Raw genomic sequence first — 18,694 nt, forward strand, 5'->3', positions numbered from 1 at the left:
CTTATGTGCGCCGGGCTGATGAGCAGGAGATAGCCGAGGCCTTTGCGAGACGCTTCCTAAAACCATCCTAAGCAAGTGAGACGATTGCTAAGAATATCCTAAATAAATATCATCGGCCGCCATGGGGGAAAAGCATTGCTCGGGCCGGAACTCACAGACTTCATAGAAAGTCCCGTCATGATATTGTTTGCGACGCGTGACGAGGCCGGCCGGCCGATGATCGGCCGCGGTTCGGGCGTGCGCGTCGACCGGCAGAGCGGGCATCTGCATTTTCTCGCCTCCCGCAGCCAGTGGCCGAGAGCCGTTGGCGAGGCGCGGGCCGGCCGGCCGATTGCCACGACTTATGTGCGGGCGACCGATTACAAGGCCTGCCAGATCAAGGGCCGGATCGTGGAGGCAGGGACGGCCGATGAGGCCCAGCGGGCACGGGGAGAGGCCTATGTCGCAGAACAGCTCGCCCGCATGATGGCGCTCGGGGTCACCCGCATGCAGCTCTCCAGCACGCTGTCGGACCAGGACCTCGTCTGCCTGACGATCGAGCCGCAGGCGATCTTCGAGCAGACGCCGGGGCCGGGCGCGGGGCGCAGGCTGACGCCGGAAGCAACCGCATGATTCCGCTCGAAAGGCTGCGGGACAGTTTCGAAGGCGTCATTCCCTCCGTCATCGCCACCACCGATGCCGAGGGAATGCCCAATATTTCCTATCTCTCGCACGTGCATTACGTCGACGAGGCGCATGTTGCGCTCTCCAACCAGTTTTTCTCCAAGACCGCTACCAATGTGGCGCGTAACGGGCTTGCGACCGTGATGGTGGTCGATGGCTACAGCGGTCAGCAGCACGTGCTGGACCTGGTATTCGAGCGGTCCGAGACGGAGGGCGAGACATTCGAGCGGGTGGCGATCCATCTGGCGATCCTGGAAAGCCGGATGAGCGGTATCATGAAGCTGCGCGCCGTCGATATCTATCGGGTGGAGGACTGCCGGGCCGTGCCAGCCGCCCATCCGCTGGTCGAGCCAGAGCCGCTCTTCCTGCCCGACCTGATGGGCAAGGTAGCGCGGCTGACTGCACGGATGTCGGATTGCGGCGATCCCGAAACGCTGCTCGACGCCACGCTCGAAGGCCTGGGCGAGCTCTTCGGCTACAGCCATTCCATGGTGCTGGTGCCGGATGGCGAACGCGGCGGGCTGACGACGATCGCCAGCCGAGGCTACGACCAGTTCGGTTTCGGCGCCGAGGTTCCGGCCGGGCGCGGCATTATCGGGCTTGCGGCCGAGCGGCGGCGCAACGTGCGGATCACCGATCTCAGCCGCGGCCAGCGCTACATTGAGGCGGTGCGGGCGATGGCCGGCGTCGAGGATGCGGCGCCGATCCCGCTTCCGGCTCTCGACAAGCCGCTCAGTCAGATCGCGCTGCCGCTTGTGGCGCGGGGCAGGCTTGTTGGCGTGCTGTTTTCGGAATCGACCGAGCGGTTCACCTTCCGCCACCGCGACGAGGAGGCGCTGATCGTCATCGCGGCGCATTTGGCCACCGCGCTCTCCTTCCTGTCCGAGGAACGCGAGCGGGCGGAGACGAACGGGCGGGAAAAGGCGGAGCCTCCCGCCGGCCAGACCGGCAGCGTGCCCGCCGGACGGCGCATCACCGTGCGCTTCTATCCGCGAGACGGCTCGCTCTTCATCGATGACGACTATCTGATTCGCGGGGTGCCGGGGCGGCTGCTCCTGCATTTCCTCGAAGACTATGTGCGCACCGGCAAACAGGATTTTCAGAACCGCGAGATCCGCCGCGACCGGCGCCTGCAGCTACCCGACTTCAAGGACAATCTGGAAACGAGGCTGATCCTGTTGCGCCGGCGGCTGGAGGAAAAGGCAGGCCCGATCACGCTCGAACGCGCCGACCGTGGCCGCCTGCGGCTGACGCTCGCCGGGTGGCCGGAGATCGAGGTGGTGGAGGAGTGAGGGTGGTGAGTTTCGGCGTTCGCCGGCCCGATGTGCGTATTTCTAATGGCCGCTTTTCGCGGAGGCTTGCTTACCTGGAGTGCGGTGCTGAAGAGGCGGCGCGTCCCTCCATTCTCCGTCATTCCTGTGACAAGCACAGGAATGACGGGAGTTTGGTGTGGGCGCGGGTGCCCCAAGCGAGGTCGTGCAGAGTGAGGTCGTGCCGTATGGTTAATCCTGCCTGAGGATCTGTCGGCCTGGTGTGACACAGGTGGAACTCCGACCCGACGCCACCCACCAGTGACCTAATCGATAATGTGATACCCACCATCGATATAAATCGTATCACCCGTAATCAGCCGCGCCGCATCATGCGCCAGGAACGCCGTCGCCATGCCGACATCGTCGATCGAGACGAGGCTGCGCGTCGGCGCCGTCTCCTGCGCCTTGTTCAACAGCTCGTCGAATTCCGGAATGCCCGAGGCGGCGCGTGTCGCCAGCGGGCCGGGGGAGATGGCGTGGACGCGGATGCCTTTGGGGCCGAGTTCGGCGGCGATGTAGCGCACCGCGCTTTCGAGGGCGGCCTTTGCGACGCCCATGATGTTGTAGTTCTTCACTACCATCTGGCTGCCGTAATAGGTCATGGTGAAGAGTGTGCCGCCGCGTTTCATCAGCGGTTCGGCAAGATGGGCCATGCGGATGAATGACCAGCAGGAAATGTCCATCGTCTTCAGGAAACCGTCATGCGGCACATCGACGACGCGGCCCTGCAGCGTGTCCTTCGGTGAAAAGGCGATCGAGTGGACGAGGAAATCCAGTTCGCCCCAGTGTTCGGAAATACGATCGAAGACCGCCTCCAGCTGGCCAGGCATTGACACGTCGAGTGGCAGGAAGATCGGCGCTTCCAGCTCGTCGGCCAGCGGCTGGACATAGGGCTTGGCCTTGTCGTTGAGATAGGTCACGGCGAGTTCGGCGCCGAGCGCGCGGAAGGCCCTGGCACAGCCCCAGGCGATCGACTGGTCATTGGCGATGCCGACCACCAGCCCGCGCTTGCCTTCGAGAAGTTTCGCCTTCACATCCGGAATCATCGTCAGCCCTCTGTTCGGTCAAAAGATCCTGCCGGCCCAATAGCGCTGTGGGCCGTCTCACGCGGTAATCAGTGCGAATGTGTGCCGGGCGATCATCAATTCCTCGTCGGTCGGCACAGAATAGAGGGCGATCCTGCTGTCGTCGCTCGAGATCAGCAGCTCGCCGGCAGCGTTTCGTCTGGGATCGAGCCTGGCGCCCAGCCAGGCAAGCTTCTTGGTGATGCGCTCGCGCATGACGGGCGAATTCTCCCCGACGCCGGCGGTGAAGACGAAGGCATCGAGCCCGCCCAGCACCGCGGCCAGCGCGCCGGTGTTGAAGCCGATGCGGTGGACGAAATGGTCGAGCGCGAGTGCGGCACCCGGGGCTTCGCTTGCCAGGAGATCGCGCACGTCGTTGCTGACGCCCGAAAGTCCTTTGAGGCCGGATTCCTTGTAAAGAAGATCCTGCAGCTCAGCCGGCGTCATGCCGCGCTCCTGCAGGAGGTAGAGAAGCACGCCGGGATCGATTTGCCCGCAGCGCGTGCCCATCGGCAGGCCATCGAGCGCCGTGAAGCCCAATGTGCTCTCCACGCTCTTTCCCTGATGGAGTGCGCATAGCGAGGCGCCGCTCCCAAGATGCGCAACGATGACCCGCCCCTTGCCGGTCATAGGTGCGACCTCGGCGAGCTTGCCGGCGACATATTCGTAGGACAGGCCATGAAAGCCGTAGCGCCGCACGCCCTCGGCGAAATAATGGGCGGGAATGGCGTAGTGATCGGTCATCGGGTCATGGCCGCGATGGAAGGCGGTGTCGAAACAGGCGACCTGGGCGAGTTGCGGCTGGTGCTCCATGATCGCGCGGATCGGAGCGAGATTGTTCGGCTGATGCAGCGGCGCAAGCGGCGTGTAGCGCTCCAGTTCCCGGAGAATCTCTTCGTCGATACGTACAGGGCGCATATGGTCGGGGCCGCCATGAACGACCCTGTGGCCGACAGCGATCAGCTGCCCCTGGTGTCTCTCGCGCAGCCATTGTCCGACGAGCCGCATCGCCGCCAGGAGATCCGGGACGGTCTCGTGCGGATAGGCTTCATCTGCAAGCCGGTCGCCGCCGGCGCTCTTGATGGTCAGGTGCGGCGCAGTGCTGATGCCTTCCATCTTTCCCTTGACGAGCCGCGTCAGCAGGTCTGCCGCGGCGAAGACCTCGAATTTCAGGCTGGAGGAGCCGGCATTGACGACGAGGATCGTGTCCATGGCATTAACCACCTTGGATCGGCGCGTTATTGCGGCGGGCTTCGGCGAAGAGGACGCCGACGGCGCAGGAGGCGAGGCGAGCCCGCACGCTGTCGGCCCGCGACGTCAGGATGATCGGCACACGCGCGCCGAGCACCAGGCCGGCGGCATCGGCCCTCGCCAGAAAGGTGAGGTTCTTTGCCAGCATATTGCCGGATTCGAGATTGGGAACGACGAGGATCTGCGCATGGCCGGCGACCTCGGACTTGATGCCCTTGATGCGCGCGGCTTCCGGATCGATCGCATTGTCGAAGGCGAGCGGGCCATCGAGAATGCCGCCCGTTATCTGGCCGCGCTCGGCCATCTTGCAGAGCGCTGCCGCTTCGATCGTCGAGGGGATTTTCGAGGTCACCGTTTCGACCGCCGAAAGGATCGCCACGCGCGGCGTGCCGAGGCCGACTGCGATGAAGAGATCGATGGCGTTCTGGATGATGTCGCGCTTAGCATCGAGGTCGGGGGCGATGTTGATCGCGGCATCGGTGATGAACAGCGTTTCGGCATGATGCGGCACGTCCATGACGAAGACATGGCTGATGCGCCGTGCGGTGCGCAGGCCGGTCGCCGAAGAGGTTACTGCGCGCATCAGCTCATCCGTGTGAAGACTGCCTTTCATCAGGAGTTCGGCGCGGCCCTCGCGGATGATCTCGACGGCCCTTGCGGCCGAGGCATCGCTATGCGGGGCGTCGACCAGTTCGAAAGGCGAGATATCGAAGCCATGCGCCGCTGCAACGGTCCGCATCTTTTGAACCGGGCCGACGAGGATCGGACGCATCAGCCCGGTTTCGGCCGCTTCGACCGCGCCGCGCAACGATGACTCGTCGCAGGGGTGGGCGACGACGGTCGTCATCTCGGGCGCCAGCCTGGCCTTGGCGATGAGCCGTTCATATTTCTCGTGCCTTCCGGTTTCGCCCGGGTTTTCCCAATCCGGCATGTGCTTTCTCCCTCTTCAACGATGCGTTCAAATGCTCCGCGTCAGGCGATATAGGAGGCTATTTCACGCGCCTGATGGCCTTGATCGGCCTGGGGCTGGCGCTTGGGCTTTCCGCCGCTGCCGGCTCTGCGACTGGCGCTAGAGGCGCTGCGGGCGGCGCTTCGGAAACGTTGAAGAGGCCGACGATATTCTGCCAGCGTTCCTCGGCCTTGCCGGACAGGGCGCCGCGGGCGCTCACGACCCCTTGAAGCGCCGACAGCGCACGACGGCGCTCTTCCTCATCCGCCGGCAGCAAACGCGGGATCGCATCGACGGCGGCCTGTTCATCGATCACGAGCATGAGGAACTGGTCGCGGATCAGCGCCTTGAATTCGGCAAGCGTCATTTTCGGCATGCCGCCCTCGGAGCGGCGCATGCGGCGGATGGCGGCAAAGCCGCGCTCGTCGGCTGCGCCACTTGCCATGGCGACATAGAGCAGGCTGCGCGCCATGCCTTCGTGCAGGCCGCCCCTGTTCATCGCCGCTTTCAGTTCCTCGATCCTGGCTTTCAGCACCTGTGCATGCAACGCGGTCTTGCTTGCGCGCCGGTGCGGCTTGTCGCTCGCCGGATCGATGCCGACGGCGGCTTGCAGGAACGGCGATCCATAGACGGCGAGGAACGTCGCCTCGCTCATCGCTTCGATCGCGTCGCGCCATGCGTCGAGCCCGGCCACGATCTGGCGCGAGGCGATCTGCTCCAGGGCGACGAACGGATTGTTCTCCGCCGCGGGATGGCGCTCTTCCTCTACGCTGACGGCAAGATCGGCAATCGGCGCCATCAGGGGGTTAAGGTCTGAGAGCAGCTCATATTGCAGCCTTAGCGGATGGAGTTGTCGCATCTGCTCGGCCGCCTGTTCCGGCACCATCGCGCGGACCCAGGGCTGGACGAAGGTGCGGTAGAGCGACAGGTTGATTTTCCGAGACTTTTGCCACCGTAGCAAAGCGCCTGTCATCTGCGGCATTGTTGCAGCCGAGCGCGCGGATATCGTCGAGCGTCCTTTCCTCGCAGCGCATGATCCAGTCGCCCTCGACGAGATCGCCGCCGACGGTCGCGTCGGTCTTGGCTTCGAAGATCGCTTCATAGAGGCCGGGCGGCAGCGCGTCGATCAGGTCAATATTGCTGGAGAATTCCCCATGTTCCTTGCGGGCGACGCCGGCGGAGACGAAGATGCCGAGATGGCCGACCTTCTCGTGCACCGTGTAGACGATCGTCTGCCCGTGCGAGCGGATTTCGTTGACGCTGTCATAGAGATCGGTGATCCAGCCGAGCGCCTGGGCGGGCGGGGTGATGTTGTCGCCTTTGGAGCAGAAGACGACGACGGGCGCGCGGATGTTCCTGAGATCGATGGCTTCTCCCTTCGAAGTCTCTATACGGCCGGCGGCGAGATTGTTGCCGACGAAAAGCTCGTCGACGATGAACTGGATTTCCTCGGCATTGAGGTTGACGTGGTTGCCCCACCATTGCTCGAAGCCGAGATAGCGCGGTGCCTCTGTATCGATCCTGGAATAGAGGGTTGTACTGTTTGGACCAGAGCGTATTGGCGGGGTTCTGGTTCTCGAAATTCTGCACCAGCCAGGCTCCGTCGAACTTGCCGTGGCCGAGATCGCCGGCTAACGCCGTCAGCCAGGAGCCGCCGAGCAGGCCGCCGGTATAGCGCATCGGATATTTGCCGCGTTCGCCCGCCCAGTAGGACAGGGGTGCGCCGGCAATGATGATCGAGCCGAAGAGTTCCGGGCGGACGGCAGCGAGCATCATGACGGCCCAGCCGGCCTGGCAGTTGCCGATCACGCAAGGTTTGGCATCGGCGTCCGGATGCAGCGCGATCACCTTTTCCAGAAAGATCGCTTCGGCAAGCGCAATATCCTCGATCGTCTGGCCTTTGACCGGCTCCGGAAGGAAGCCGATGAAATAGCAGGGGTGGCCGGCGGCAAGCGCCACGCCGATTTCGCTATCGGCCTTGAAGCCACCGATACCAGGCCCGTGACCGGCGCGCGGATCGACCACGACGAAAGGCCGGCGGGTCTCGTCGATCTCGACGCCCTTGGGCGGGACGATGCGCACCAGCGCATAGTTGACGGGCCGCTCCAGCGTGCGCCCGTCGAGCAGTATTTCGGGCGTGAAACTCAGCACATGAGGAGCCATCGCTTCGGAACTGAGCCGATATTGATTGCCGCGCTTTCGCATGACGTCCCAGAAAAGAACGCTGCGCTGGGCAGTGTCCCTGACATAATCGAGGGCCATACCGGCGGGGCCGAACTGTGTCGCAAGATCGAACTTCGCGAGATTGGAAGGATACCACACGCCAAACATGCCAAACCTCCTGGCTCACCTCTCGGCGGGAGCTCACAGACTTAATTCAGAATGCGCCAACGTATTATACGGTAGGATACGCGCCGTTTTCTGACAGCTTCCGAGCTTTGATATTCATCAAGATGTCACAAAGGAAATTGTGGTTTCTCGGCAGCCGGGAATGTCATAAACACTGGGCCAGCTATTCCTGACAGAAGACAATTTCCGATGAGACCAGAATTCCTGCGATCCGAGCTGATCGATGCGGCGCTGACCTCCGCCCGGGCCGTAGGCACGCCGCTCTGGCTCTATGAGGCCGAGCCGATCCGCGAGCGGGTCAGGCAATTGTCGATGTTCGAATGCGTGCGCTTTGCCCAGAAGGCCAATAGCAACACGCATATCCTGCGTCTCCTGCGCTCGATGGGTGTTGCAGTCGACGCCGTGTCCTTTGGCGAGATCGAACGGGCTCTGCGGGCGGGCTACGTGCCGGGAACGGAAGCGCATGAGATCGTCTTCACCGCCGACATCATCGACGAGGAAACGCTCGCCCGCGTCATCGCGCTGCGGATCCCCGTCAATTGCGGATCGCCCGACATGATCAGGCAGATTGGACGGGCAGGGCGGGGCCATCCGGTCTGGCTTCGCATCAATCCGGGCTTCGGCCATGGTCACAATCGCAAGACCAATACGGGCGGACCATCGAGCAAGCATGGAATCTGGCATGAGGAATTCGAGGACTGCCTGCGTCTCGTCGACGAATACGAGCTGACCCTGATCGGCCTTCACATGCATATCGGCTCGGGCGTCGATTACCGGCACCTGCATCGCGTCTGCCACAGCATGCTCGATGCCGTGCGTCGCGCCAATCGGCCGCTCGAGGCAATCTCGGCCGGCGGCGGGCTCTCGCTTCCCTATCGGCACGGCGACCCGGAAATCGATATTGCCGAATATTATGACGCGTGGAACAAGACGCGCCAGGAGGCCGAAAAGATCACCGGCGGGCCGTTGCGCCTCGAACTGGAGCCGGGCCGGTATCTCGTCGGCAACGCCGGGGTACTCGTCGCCGAAGTTCGCGCCGTCAAAACAGTGGCCGACAAGCATTTCGTGCTCGTGGATGCGGGCTTCAACGATCTCGCCCGCCCCATCCTCTATGGCAGCCACCACGATATCGTCTTCGTCACGCCTGAGGGAGCGCCGGTTGCCGGGCCGGTCTCGCCGATCGCTGTTGCCGGGCCGCTCTGCGAAGCGGGCGATGTTTTCACCCAGCAGGACGGCGGTTTTGTCGAGTTCCGCGATCTTCCGCTGCCTGAGACGGGCGATTTCGCGATCCTGCGCGACACCGGCGCCTATGGCGCGACAATGTCGTCAAACTACAATTCGCGGCCGCTTGCGCCCGAGGTCATGCTGGATGCTGGCAAGCTCTCGCTCATCCGCAAGCGCCAGTCGATCGAGCAGCTGCTCGAACTCGAGGCCGATACGGGGCCGCTCTGACGGTTCCGGCAACAGGACTCAATATATTTACAGTTGCGTATTTCGCAGACCGCCAGCAAAGGTATACTGTGACGCGAGCTGGTGGAGGCAGGGGGGTGGCGCATCCGCCGGGACCGCGCATGGACGATCTTGATGCGGGTCAAATACCGCATCGGGTCGATCTGCTAGGATTGTGGCAATCGATCACGGAGGCAGCCATCATGGCCATCAAGACAGTTCTGAGCATCCTGAAGAGCAGCAAATTCGAGCAGGATCTGAAGGGCGCGATCGACTTGTGCGTGGCCCAGCGCGCTCATCTGACCGCACTTGCCGTTTCCATCGGCGCGCCGCCGACGCTGGGGGAATATGACGCCGCGCTCTCGAGCGTCTGGATCGATCAGCGACAGCGGCAGATCGATGACCTCATCGAGACGGCTGCAAAAATCAAGGAGGCGCTTTCGCAGACCGATCTCTCCTTCGAGGTTCAGGATCTCTACACGGAATATGCATGGGCCGACCAGGATTTTGCCGAGCGGGCGCTTTATGCCGATGTCGTGCTGCTCGGGCCCGACGTGGTGGGTGATACGGGCCTCAAGAAGCGGATCTTCGACGGCGCGCTTTTCCAGACGCCGACACCGATCGTGATCAATCGCGGGCGACAAGCAAGCATCACCTCGCCAAGGAACGTGATACTGGCATGGGATTCCAGCGACGAGGCAGCGCGGGCCGCCCGCGAGTCGCTCGATCTCCTGCAAAAGGCCGCGGTCGTGCATGTGACCATGGTCGATCCGGATGCCCGCATGGGCGTCAACGGCGAGGAACCGGGTGCCGATATCGCGGCTTACCTTGCCCGCCATGGCGTCAACGTGCAGGTCGATCGCCTTGCCGGCGAGGGCAAGAGCGCCGACCAGATCATCGTCAGGCATGCGGTGGATATGAATGCGGACCTGATCGTCATGGGCGCCTACAACCATCCGAGATGGCAGCAGAGCCTGTTTGGCGGCGTCACCCGAAGGATGATCGAGGAGTGCCAGCTGCCGTTGTTCCTCGCCCACTGAGCAGGACGATCGAGGCGGTCAACATCAGAGGCCGCGATCGGACGGATCGCGGCCTGCTTTCTCCCCAGCCCGTTTTGAAAGTCACGGAACTCGCCTTGGTCCTGGGTCCTCTGCTTAAGCTAGAACCTGCGGAGTGGCCCGCAGATCGATCGTATTGGGCTCCCGACCTGGCTGCCAGGAAAACCAGATAGCGATCGGGCGTCGGTAATACCTGTTGAGGGCGTCGGCCGCGTCCTTCTCAAGCGCGTCCGTTCTTTCGGACTGTCGGCAACATTCCGTTCTTCGTAGATCACAGTGTCCTCCCCAGCGTTGCGATCTAACTCCAGATCATGCACGCAAACGCATCCGTCCGATACGGACCAAGGTCCGGGGGCGGTAAAGAAGAGGGCCGGGCTGCGGCGCGCGGACCGCCCGCTTGAACCGCATTGGCAGCCTCTTGGAAATCCCGCGGGTTCAAGTCAAGATGGCGCCGTTCCGGGGGAGAGGTTGATGGAGAACCACGAGCCGTTTTTGCGTGAGGCGATCGCGCTTTCGAAATCTGCGATGGAAAACGGCGACGAACCGTTCGGCTCGGTGCTGGTGAAAGACGGCGAGGTCATCCTGCGCGCCGAAAACACTGTCTTCACCGGCCGCGACATGACGAACCACGCCGAACTGAACCTGGTCAAACTGGCGGCGCAGCATTACGACACTGCTGATCTCGCCGACTGTACGCTTTATACCAGCACGGAGCCGTGCGCGATGTGCTCCGGGGCGATCTACTGGTCGGGCATCGGGCATATGGTGTTTGCGTGCTCCGAAGTGCGGCTTGGCGAGATCGCCGGGATCGGATTGAACGTGCCGAGCCGAGCGGTGCTGCAAACCGGCGCGCGCATCGTCACCGTTGACGGACCGACGAACCTCGAAGAGGAAGCCGCCGCGGTCCATCAGGCATTCTGGCCGAAACATCTGGGCAAGGCTTAGGCGGCGTGGTCAAATTTGAGTGTTGCTTTTACGCCGGTATTGCGGTCGGTGCGGCATGAGGCCAATCTCTGGTTATGTCTCAATATTCCTACATTCGCGTCCGTTGGCTTCATTCATCTTCTGATGATCCGGCAGACCTTTGGAGCGAGCTTGACGCGGATCGGGAGGAGGTTCGGAAGGTCGAAATATGGTCTGACGGACGGGTAGGCTATGCTTCCGACGCAGGAGAGATCAGTGGAACGCGGCTCGGTAAGGTTCCCGTTCCTCCTTTGAATGAGATCAACCTAGACCCGCAATTTCAGGCCAAGGCGATCACCAAGGCAGATTTTGAAACGTGCTGGCTTGACGCTATCGGAAAGGATTGATTCAAGGCTCCCTTTTGGAGGCAGGTTTGAGCCGTGGCGATCCCACCGAAGCAGAATGGCGCATTTTTGAAGGGCTTGCTGCTGACTATTGGCGAAGCGGCGGATTGTAAGGCGTATGATGTTTTGATCGACCTACCCCAGCACACCGGATGCCGACATGGTCCACCTCACCACCGCCAGATACTGGCTTAGATTTGTCCACGCCGCCTAGCTTGATCGGTTCAGCGTTGACTGGCTAGCGCAGCGCCCTGAGCGCATTCACGATCACGGCCACATCGATCGCCTCTTGCAGCAGGGCGCCCGTGACCGGCGGCAGGAAGCCGGCGCCGGCGAAGATCATGGCGACGAGCGAAAGGCCGATGCCGGCGAGAATGCTTTGGACGGCGATGGCGCGGGAACGCCTGGCGATTTCGATTGCGACGGCGATCCTGTTCAGATCGCTACGGATCAGGACGATATCGGCGGCTTCGGCGGCGGCCGCCAGATTGGTGGCGCCGACGGCAATGCCGACATCGGCGGCTGCGAGCGCCGGGGCGTCGTTGACGCCGTCGCCGACCATCATCACCCTTCCGGCCGCCCGTTCCCTGGTGATGACCTGGACCTTCTCGACGGGGGAGAGCCGCGCCTCGACCGCATCCAGCGACAGGGAACCGGCAATGGCGGCGGCGATACTTCGCTCGTCGCCGCTCGCAAGCACGATCCGGCCGAAACCGAGCTTGCGCAGCTTTCCGATGAGGTCGACGGCATCGCCGCGCAGCCGATCCTCGAAACCGATTTCGCCGGCAAGCCGGCCGTCGAGGAAGACCTTTGCCTGCATCCGGCCTTTCTTTCCGCCTTTCTGGCCGGCGGCGCGGGAGGGCTCGTCGTCCGGCGTGAAGTAATTGTCGCCGCCGACGCTCACCCTGATGCCGTCGACAAGCCCGGAAATGCCGGCGCCTGCAAGCTCCGATACCTCAGTGGGGCGTGACAGCGCGAGCCCACGCCTCTGCGCCTCCTTGACGATCGCCCGCCCGACAACATGCGACGATGCCTGATCGAGCGAGGCGGCAAAACGCAGGATCTTGTCTGCGCCTTCGGGCGCGTCGATCGAGACGACTTCCGGATCGCCCGCCGTCAGCGTGCCGGTTTTGTCGAAGACCGCGACAGAGGCGTCCGCCAATACCTCCAGCGGACCTGCGCCCTTCACCAGCACGCCCGCCTTTGCCGCCTTTGAGGTGCCGGCAGCGAGCGCGACGGGAACGGCAAGGATCAGGGGGCAGGGGGTTGCGACGACCAGAACCGCGACGATGCGCGCCATGTCGCCGGACAGGATGGCGGCGCTGGCCGCGATTGCCAGCGTCAGGAGGAGAAAAATGATCGCATAGCGGTCGGCGAGGCGCGCAATGCGCGCCTTGGAGCGCCTGGACGCCTCGACTAGCTTGACGATACCGGAATAGGTGCTGTCTTCGGCGCGGCTCTCTACCTTGATCTCGACCGCATCTCCTGCATTCGTCGCGCCGCTTTCGATCCGCGCGCCCTTCGACAGGGGAACCGGGAAGGCTTCGCCGGTCAGGACGGATTGATCGATCGATGCATTTTCCGACAGCAACATGCCATCTGCGGGCACGACATCGCCCCTGCGGATCATTAGGACATCACCCACTGCAATATCCGGAATGGCAACTTCCTCCAGCCGGTCTTGCAGCAGGCGAAGTGCCGTTCGCGGCACCTGCGCCAGGAGCGCCGACATGCCTTCGTCGGCGCGCCGATGAGCATAGGCTTCCAGAAACTGGCCCCCGGCATACATCAAAGCGACAATCGCTCCAGCCAGATATTCGCCGAACCAGAGGGTTGAGCCCATGGCGAGCGCGGCGATCAGGTCGAGACCAAAATCGCCGTTTCTGAGCTTGGCAACGATGTCGAGCAACAGAAAGGCAAGGGCAACACCGGTGCTTGCCGCTAGGGCAAGCCGGCTCGCCTCACCGAAATCCATTAGGAAAAGGAAGAAAGCGCCCGCGAGACCGAGTACCGCTGCCGCCGCCATGATCGTCGACTGCAAGCCGATGTCAGTCACCCATGCGCGCGGTTCGCCGGAAACGCCAATTCGGGGCTGAGCTTTCGCCTCGTCCAAAACGCTCATGGCCGCACGCCTCCCATTTTCCGCTTGGGCTTTCTCTTGGATGCGCAGGATCGATGCTTAGATTCATCGCCAGGCGTCCGTTATGCGCCCTTTATGCGCCCGGCAATGTGGCACAGTAACAGGATTTCTCCTTGATCTCACTCAAGCTGCGCCTGCCCGATTGGCATGACTATGTGTCAGAAGCGGTCATAGCGACATTGTCAGCGACGATTTCCCGTGTTGTCGTAGCGGAGTGTGGCCGCCTCGACCTTGTCGCCGTTGGCTGCTGCCCATGAACACAGCGCTTCAAACGGCTCCCGTAGTGAATGGCCTAGTGGAGTAATTGCATATTCCACGCCAATCGGCTGCGTTGGGAGTACGGTTCTCGTCACAAGGCCGTTCCGCTCAAGCCTCTTCAAAGCGTCGGCCAGAGCCTTGTGCGTGATCCCATCGAGACGCCGCTTGATCTCGTTGAAGCGCGAGGGTTTGGGACAGATCACTGTCAGTATCAGGATCGTCCATTTATCGGCGATCTTGTCGAGCACCGGGCGAACCCGTGCCATGTCGTCAAAGGCGGACTGAGAAAGTGCTTCCAAGCCAGTATACTCGTTCATATCTAGGCTACTTCAGGTGCGTAATTGATACCAGATATAGGACGTATATCATGACGAGACCATCAATTGAAAGGATTCACGATGGCTCGAATGAGTAACAAGGTTGCCCTGATCGTCGGGGGCGCCAAGGGTATCGGCTTGGCAGTTGCAGAGCGGCTTTCTGCCGAAGGGGCGAAGGTCTTCATTACCAGTCGCAGAAGTGAAGATGCCGAGAAGGCGGCCAAGGGTATCGGGAATGACGCGGTCGGCATTGCCGCCGATGCCAGTGTGCCCGAAGATATGGTGGAGGCTGTCGAAAAAGTGCGCGAAGCATGCGGCCGTATTGACGCGCTCGTATTGAATGCAGGCCTTTCCGAGCCCGCGCAAATCGCCGACATAACGCCAGACCACTTCGACCGCCACTTCGGCGTCAACGTCCGCGGGATGGTTTTCGGTCTGCAGGCTGCTCTCCCCGTAATGACAGGAGGTGGGTCGGTCGTCCTCGTCGGATCCATCGCCGATAGTGCGGGCTACGCTTCGTACGGAACCTATGCCGCCACCAAAGCAGCCGTTCGTTCCTATGCCCGAACCTGGACGGCAGAACTCGCGCCCAAGGGTATACGCGTCAACGTTGTTGCGCCAGGTCCAACGGATACGGAAATGATGGCTGCGGTTCCGGAAGACATGCGTGCGGCGCTTGTCGCTCCGATCCCGATGGGGCGAATGGCGCGGCCTTCAGAAGTGGCTGCGGCCGCCTTGTTCTTGTTGAGCGATGACGCGAGTTACATCGCTGGTGCCGAACTCTGCGTCGACGGCGGCTTGCGGCAGGTTTAAGCTTACCTCCAAACGCTGTACCCGATCTGAGGAGATCGGGTACAGTAATTGAAAGCGTTCGAGATGGAAAAAGACACTGGATACCGACTGCGATCATGTCAGCGACTCTGTTCTCCACGGACCCGTTCATCTCTCGTGAAGCGCCCGCTTCGGGCCGAAAGCGGCCAATAACCGGCCTGCTTGCCGATAGCATTGCCAATCGCAGAACATCGAGGCTCGCGAATGTGCTACATTGCGCCATCACGTGCTTCTGCAGCGGGAGGGATCGAGAATGCAGCGCAAGCTGGCGACGATCATGGTCGCGGATTTCGTCGGCTCCACTCCCGCGATGGAAACGGACGAAGAGGGAGCGATCAGCCGGATCGACGCCGTCCTCGAAACCGTTCGCGTGGTCGTCCAGCGCCATGAAGGCCGCGTCTTCGGCACGGCGGGCGATGCCCTGCTTGCCGAATTCGCCAGCCCTGTCAATGCGCTCCGGTCCGCCATCGAAGCGCGCGCCGAGATCGCAGCCCTGCCTGGAGCGAGCGGCGGCGATATGCGGTTCGGCCTACATGTCGCCGATGTCGTCGTCGTTGGCTCGGATCTGCGCGGCGACGGAGTGAATATCGCCGCGCGCATCGAGGCGTCTGCGCCGCCTGGCGCAATCGAGGTCTCAGGACTGCTCTACGATCAGGTCCGGCGGGTCTCGCCCTGCGGGTTCGAAGATGTCGGCGAACGGCAGCTGAAGGGAATTCTGGAGCCGATCCGGATTTACCGGGTGACCGAACTGATAGACCGTCACGTCTTTCAGTTCGCGCCGACGCGATCCGCCCCCAATGCCGTTCAGGCTCCTCGATCCAACTCGATCGCCGTGGCGCGGTTCGACGTGGCGCCCGGCGCAGTGGCGGACCAATGTTTCCTGGCGGAGGGCATTACGGACGACCTGACGCTCGAGCTCAGCCGCCTCAAGGGGCTGTTCGTCAGTTCCCGCTCGGCAGCAACCGCACTGACGACAAAAGACCCGGTCGAGATCGGCCGCCTGCTCGGCGTCGGCTACGTCATCAGCGGCTCGATCCGGCAAGCGGGCGATGACCTGCGGATCAATATTTCCCTTACGGAAACCGCGGAAGGCCTCGTCATCTGGTCGGATCGCATCAAGCGTCCATTTGGCGAGCTGCTCGATGTGCTGGATGAGATCATCGCGCGTGTTGCAGCAACCGTGTCCGGACGCATCGAGCAGTCGGAACTTGCGGCAGCGCGGCTGAAGCGGCCGGAAAACATGACGGCCTACGAGTATTATCTGCGGGGTCTCGACCATCACCGTCTGGTGGGCGTCTCGGATTTTCACATCCATGAAGCCATGGCCTGGTTCGAGCGGTCGATGGCTGCCGACCCCGGTTTCGGCCGTCCCTTCGCGATGCATGTCTGCTCGTGGAGCAACCTGCCGAGCTTCGACATGCAAAAGGCCGAACAGCAGGTTGCGCACGCGCTCGCCCTCGACCCGTCCGACCCGGAAGCCCACCGCATTATGGGCGCGATCAAGATGAAGTCGGGCGATTTCGTTTCGGCGCGTTACCATCACATTCGCGCCCATGAGCTTGCGCCGAACGACGCCTATATTCTCGGCCGCAGCGCGGCCTTCTATGTCTACGCGGGCGAGGCCGAGCACGCGCTCGAGATGCTCGATCGCGCCGAGACGCTCGATCCCTTCCTGCCGGTCTGGATCACCGAAGATCGGGTGGCGGCCCTCTACGCGCTCGGTCGTTTCGAGGAGATGATGCAGGTGGCGCTGACATTGCCCTTCCAGACCAGGCGCAAGTCGCTCTACCAGGTTGCGGCCAGCATGGCCTGCGGCGACGCCGGAAAGGCGGAATTCCTGGTTCGGGAGGCGCTTTCCCTCGATCCGGGCCTGTCAGCGGTCTACATTCGGATGCAGGAAACCTATGCGGAGGAGTCCGTCACCGAAACCCTCGTTGAGCGGAATTGCGACGCCGGCCTGCCGTCGACGCCGCGCAAGCCTGCGGCTCGGAAGAAATCGCTGTTCCTGCGATGAGGATCGCTAGGGCATCTGCTCGGCGGCTCCGGCGCGTCGTTGCCGGCCAAATCGCGCTCCCGCCCACGAGGAGTCGGGGATATTCTGAAGCGTGCCGCAATCTCTCGTCCAATTGCAGATGGGAGCTCCTTGAAAAATATCATGCGGCGATGTGACCGGTTTGCCGCTTCGTGACCTTGCCGGCGGGTCGCGGATCGATTTGGCTAGGCCCCATCGAGAGCAACCGGAGCGCCAGCATGACCAGCCTTGAGCGATGGACTGCCCACATGCCGATGTCGGACCCTGGCCTCCACGCGAAAACCATCGCCTCTTTCCCTGACGAGGTCGGGCATCTGGCCGGCATCGTTCAGGGCCTTCTGCTGCATTCCAGCTGGCTCTCGGACTATGGTCTCGACGCATCGACGCTCGGGCCGACCGCACGGCAGACCCTGTCCATTGCCGAGCGGCTTGCCGATATCATGAAGCGCGACGACCGTCCTCTCGGTCAGGCCCGCCCTGCCGACAGGCGATCCGTCGGGACGTGCCGGGATTTCGCGCTCATGCTCTGCGCTTTTCTGCGGGGCAAGGGCGTTCCTGCGCGTGTGCGCTGCGGCTTCGCGTCCTATTTCTCCGGGGGATGGGAAGATCACTGGATCTGCGAATATCAGGATGGCGAGACCGGTAGGTGGCGGCTTGCCGACGCGCAAATAGACGCGATGCTGAGGCGCAAAATGCATATCGAATTCGATGCCGCGGACATGCCCCGCAACGCTTTTCTGATGGCGGGGGAGGCGTGGTTGACGTGCCGTCGCGGCGAGGCCGAGCCCGCAAGCTTCGGGCATGAGAACACGACAGGCCTGTGGTTTCTCAAGGTCAATGTCCTGCGCGACCACCATGTCCTCAACGATCGCGTGACCTCCGAATGGGATCGCTGGCGCGAGGCGCCGGAGGCAGGCCGACTGGTCCCGCATGATGAGTTGGCATGGCTGGACGATCTCGCCTCCCGCCCGCATCAGCCGCTTGTCGCCCGCAAGCCGGACTGGCTGGCCTGAAGCACCGGCCCGAAAACGGATACCGATTTTCGGGAAATCTTGATACGTGGGTTCAAAGGGGCGAAGCGCCCTTGGTAGACGCAGTTGGATGCGCTGCGCTCTACGCCTTCAGCCGGGCGAGCTGCGGGCCGACGATCGCGGCGAACAGGTTGCGGTCGGCGAGGGCGCGGGCCGACAGCATGGCGCCATGGACCGAGGCCATCAGGATCTGCGCTTCCTCTTCGGGCGATCCGGCAAGCCGGAAGAGCTTCTGCTCGGCGCCGGCCTTCAGCACTGATGTCAGCCAGGCGGCGAGATTCTCGAAATGCCGGCGCACGTGGGATGCGACAGTATCCGGCAGCATCTGCATTTCGCTGGCGAGCATAGCGCAGACGCAGAAAGGTTCTGTCGCGTCGAGGATGCAGGTCCGCCAATAATTCACGTAGGCCTGCAGCTGCCCTGCAGGACCGGGGACGCGTTCGCGAAGCGCATTGAGGCCGGCTTCGGCGCGCTGCGTATAGCGGTCGACGAGGACCTGCACCAATTCGGCCTTAGTCGGGAAATGGTGATGGATGCTCGCCTTGCGGATGCCGATCGCATCGGAAATATCGGCATAGCTGAAACCGTTATAGCCTCCCGCCACGACGAGGTTCTGCGCCACATCAAGGATTTTTTCCGAGGTCGTCTGTTCCATGATGCTGGCCTACCTGCTGGTAGGGAG

Annotated in this window: 15 protein-coding genes and 1 pseudogene; 9 read left to right on the plus strand and 7 right to left on the minus strand. The window is 62.6% G+C overall.

Features of this window, described 5'->3' with window-relative positions:
- The first annotated feature begins 177 nt into the window (after window positions 1–177).
- Together FHX15_RS09775 and FHX15_RS09780 are read left to right on the plus strand one after the other, a co-directional pair.
- Window positions 178–612 (plus strand): hypothetical protein, encoded by a 435-nt coding sequence (locus FHX15_RS09775; protein WP_246778912.1) that lies wholly within the window; start codon window positions 178–180, stop codon window positions 610–612.
- On the plus strand, window positions 609–1,955 hold the full coding sequence (locus FHX15_RS09780; RefSeq protein ID WP_184396117.1) for a GAF domain-containing protein: 1,347 nt from the start codon (window positions 609–611) through the stop codon (window positions 1,953–1,955). The genes FHX15_RS09775 and FHX15_RS09780 overlap by 4 nt, the downstream gene beginning before the upstream one ends.
- A gap of 284 nt (window positions 1,956–2,239) precedes the next feature.
- Here FHX15_RS09780 and fabI read toward each other — a convergent pair whose 3' ends face one another.
- The 4 genes and pseudogenes from fabI to FHX15_RS09800 form a co-directional block, all read right to left on the minus strand.
- Window positions 2,240–3,022 (minus strand): enoyl-ACP reductase FabI, encoded by a 783-nt coding sequence (gene fabI / locus FHX15_RS09785; protein WP_184396120.1) that lies wholly within the window; start codon window positions 3,020–3,022, stop codon window positions 2,240–2,242.
- 57 nt (window positions 3,023–3,079) lie between these two features.
- Window positions 3,080–4,252 (minus strand): acetate/propionate family kinase, encoded by a 1,173-nt coding sequence (locus FHX15_RS09790; protein WP_184396123.1) that lies wholly within the window; start codon window positions 4,250–4,252, stop codon window positions 3,080–3,082.
- Window positions 4,253–4,256: 4 nt separating this feature from the next.
- Window positions 4,257–5,222: a phosphate acetyltransferase gene (locus FHX15_RS09795; RefSeq protein ID WP_184396128.1), complete on the minus strand. Its 966-nt coding sequence runs from the start codon at window positions 5,220–5,222 to the stop codon at window positions 4,257–4,259.
- A 58-nt stretch (window positions 5,223–5,280) separates the two neighbouring features.
- Window positions 5,281–7,502, minus strand: a pseudogene (locus FHX15_RS09800) (DUF3141 domain-containing protein).
- A gap of 276 nt (window positions 7,503–7,778) precedes the next feature.
- Here FHX15_RS09800 and lysA point away from each other — a divergent pair.
- The 4 genes from lysA to FHX15_RS31735 all read left to right on the plus strand — a co-directional run bounded on the left by lysA (window position 7,779) and on the right by FHX15_RS31735 (window position 11,406).
- The gene (lysA, locus tag FHX15_RS09805) at window positions 7,779–9,041 is read left to right on the plus strand and encodes a diaminopimelate decarboxylase (RefSeq protein WP_184396131.1); all 1,263 of its coding nucleotides are present in this window, start codon (window positions 7,779–7,781) and stop codon (window positions 9,039–9,041) included.
- Window positions 9,042–9,241: 200 nt separating this feature from the next.
- Window positions 9,242–10,078, plus strand: coding sequence for a universal stress protein (locus FHX15_RS09810; protein ID WP_184396134.1), 837 nt, complete (start codon window positions 9,242–9,244; stop codon window positions 10,076–10,078).
- A gap of 489 nt (window positions 10,079–10,567) precedes the next feature.
- The gene (locus FHX15_RS09815) at window positions 10,568–11,041 is read left to right on the plus strand and encodes a nucleoside deaminase (RefSeq protein WP_184396137.1); all 474 of its coding nucleotides are present in this window, start codon (window positions 10,568–10,570) and stop codon (window positions 11,039–11,041) included.
- A gap of 74 nt (window positions 11,042–11,115) precedes the next feature.
- Window positions 11,116–11,406 carry a DUF6881 domain-containing protein gene (locus tag FHX15_RS31735; protein WP_409527004.1) on the plus strand — a complete coding sequence of 97 codons (291 nt, stop codon included), beginning with the start codon at window positions 11,116–11,118 and terminating at the stop codon, window positions 11,404–11,406.
- Between the two features lie 235 nt (window positions 11,407–11,641).
- On the opposite strand, the gene FHX15_RS09820 is transcribed toward FHX15_RS31735, so the two are convergent.
- Together FHX15_RS09820 and FHX15_RS09825 are read right to left on the minus strand one after the other, a co-directional pair.
- Window positions 11,642–13,429, minus strand: a complete 1,788-nt coding sequence (locus FHX15_RS09820; RefSeq protein ID WP_246778930.1) for a heavy metal translocating P-type ATPase — start codon at window positions 13,427–13,429, stop codon at window positions 11,642–11,644.
- Between the two features lie 296 nt (window positions 13,430–13,725).
- Window positions 13,726–14,118 carry a helix-turn-helix domain-containing protein gene (locus FHX15_RS09825; RefSeq protein ID WP_184396142.1) on the minus strand — a complete coding sequence of 131 codons (393 nt, stop codon included), beginning with the start codon at window positions 14,116–14,118 and terminating at the stop codon, window positions 13,726–13,728.
- An 81-nt stretch (window positions 14,119–14,199) separates the two neighbouring features.
- On the opposite strand from FHX15_RS09825, the gene FHX15_RS09830 reads away from it, so the two are divergent.
- The 3 genes from FHX15_RS09830 to FHX15_RS09840 all read left to right on the plus strand — a co-directional run bounded on the left by FHX15_RS09830 (window position 14,200) and on the right by FHX15_RS09840 (window position 17,994).
- Window positions 14,200–14,931, plus strand: coding sequence for an SDR family NAD(P)-dependent oxidoreductase (locus FHX15_RS09830; RefSeq protein ID WP_184396145.1), 732 nt, complete (start codon window positions 14,200–14,202; stop codon window positions 14,929–14,931).
- A 271-nt stretch (window positions 14,932–15,202) separates the two neighbouring features.
- Complete coding sequence (locus FHX15_RS09835) at window positions 15,203–16,963, plus strand: adenylate/guanylate cyclase domain-containing protein (protein ID WP_184396148.1); 1,761 nt, start codon at window positions 15,203–15,205, stop codon at window positions 16,961–16,963.
- Between the two features lie 236 nt (window positions 16,964–17,199).
- Window positions 17,200–17,994 carry a transglutaminase domain-containing protein gene (locus FHX15_RS09840; RefSeq protein ID WP_184396151.1) on the plus strand — a complete coding sequence of 265 codons (795 nt, stop codon included), beginning with the start codon at window positions 17,200–17,202 and terminating at the stop codon, window positions 17,992–17,994.
- A gap of 100 nt (window positions 17,995–18,094) precedes the next feature.
- On the opposite strand, the gene FHX15_RS09845 is transcribed toward FHX15_RS09840, so the two are convergent.
- Window positions 18,095–18,667, minus strand: a complete 573-nt coding sequence (locus FHX15_RS09845; protein WP_184396154.1) for a TetR/AcrR family transcriptional regulator — start codon at window positions 18,665–18,667, stop codon at window positions 18,095–18,097.
- Between the last annotated feature and the right edge of the window lie 27 nt (window positions 18,668–18,694).

Origin of the sequence: Rhizobium sp. BK650 (assembly GCF_014195325.1) — a bacterium.
Classification (GTDB): Bacteria; Pseudomonadota; Alphaproteobacteria; order Rhizobiales; family Rhizobiaceae; genus Rhizobium.

Excerpts from the sequence above, each read along its gene's own strand:
- FHX15_RS09775 (WP_246778912.1), top strand. The coding sequence starts at position 178 with ATGATATTGTTTGCGACGCGTGACGAGGCCGGCCGGCCGATGATCGGC.
- FHX15_RS09780 (WP_184396117.1), top strand. The coding sequence starts at position 609 with ATGATTCCGCTCGAAAGGCTGCGGGACAGTTTCGAAGGCGTCATTCCC.
- fabI (WP_184396120.1), bottom strand. The coding sequence starts at position 3,022 with ATGATTCCGGATGTGAAGGCGAAACTTCTCGAAGGCAAGCGCGGGCTG.
- FHX15_RS09790 (WP_184396123.1), bottom strand. The coding sequence starts at position 4,252 with ATGGACACGATCCTCGTCGTCAATGCCGGCTCCTCCAGCCTGAAATTC.
- FHX15_RS09795 (WP_184396128.1), bottom strand. The coding sequence starts at position 5,222 with ATGCCGGATTGGGAAAACCCGGGCGAAACCGGAAGGCACGAGAAATAT.
- lysA (WP_184396131.1), top strand. The coding sequence starts at position 7,779 with ATGAGACCAGAATTCCTGCGATCCGAGCTGATCGATGCGGCGCTGACC.
- FHX15_RS09810 (WP_184396134.1), top strand. The coding sequence starts at position 9,242 with ATGGCCATCAAGACAGTTCTGAGCATCCTGAAGAGCAGCAAATTCGAG.
- FHX15_RS09815 (WP_184396137.1), top strand. The coding sequence starts at position 10,568 with ATGGAGAACCACGAGCCGTTTTTGCGTGAGGCGATCGCGCTTTCGAAA.
- FHX15_RS31735 (WP_409527004.1), top strand. The coding sequence starts at position 11,116 with ATGTCTCAATATTCCTACATTCGCGTCCGTTGGCTTCATTCATCTTCT.
- FHX15_RS09820 (WP_246778930.1), bottom strand. The coding sequence starts at position 13,429 with ATGGCGGCGGCAGCGGTACTCGGTCTCGCGGGCGCTTTCTTCCTTTTC.
- FHX15_RS09825 (WP_184396142.1), bottom strand. The coding sequence starts at position 14,118 with ATGAACGAGTATACTGGCTTGGAAGCACTTTCTCAGTCCGCCTTTGAC.
- FHX15_RS09830 (WP_184396145.1), top strand. The coding sequence starts at position 14,200 with ATGGCTCGAATGAGTAACAAGGTTGCCCTGATCGTCGGGGGCGCCAAG.
- FHX15_RS09835 (WP_184396148.1), top strand. The coding sequence starts at position 15,203 with ATGCAGCGCAAGCTGGCGACGATCATGGTCGCGGATTTCGTCGGCTCC.
- FHX15_RS09840 (WP_184396151.1), top strand. The coding sequence starts at position 17,200 with ATGACCAGCCTTGAGCGATGGACTGCCCACATGCCGATGTCGGACCCT.
- FHX15_RS09845 (WP_184396154.1), bottom strand. The coding sequence starts at position 18,667 with ATGGAACAGACGACCTCGGAAAAAATCCTTGATGTGGCGCAGAACCTC.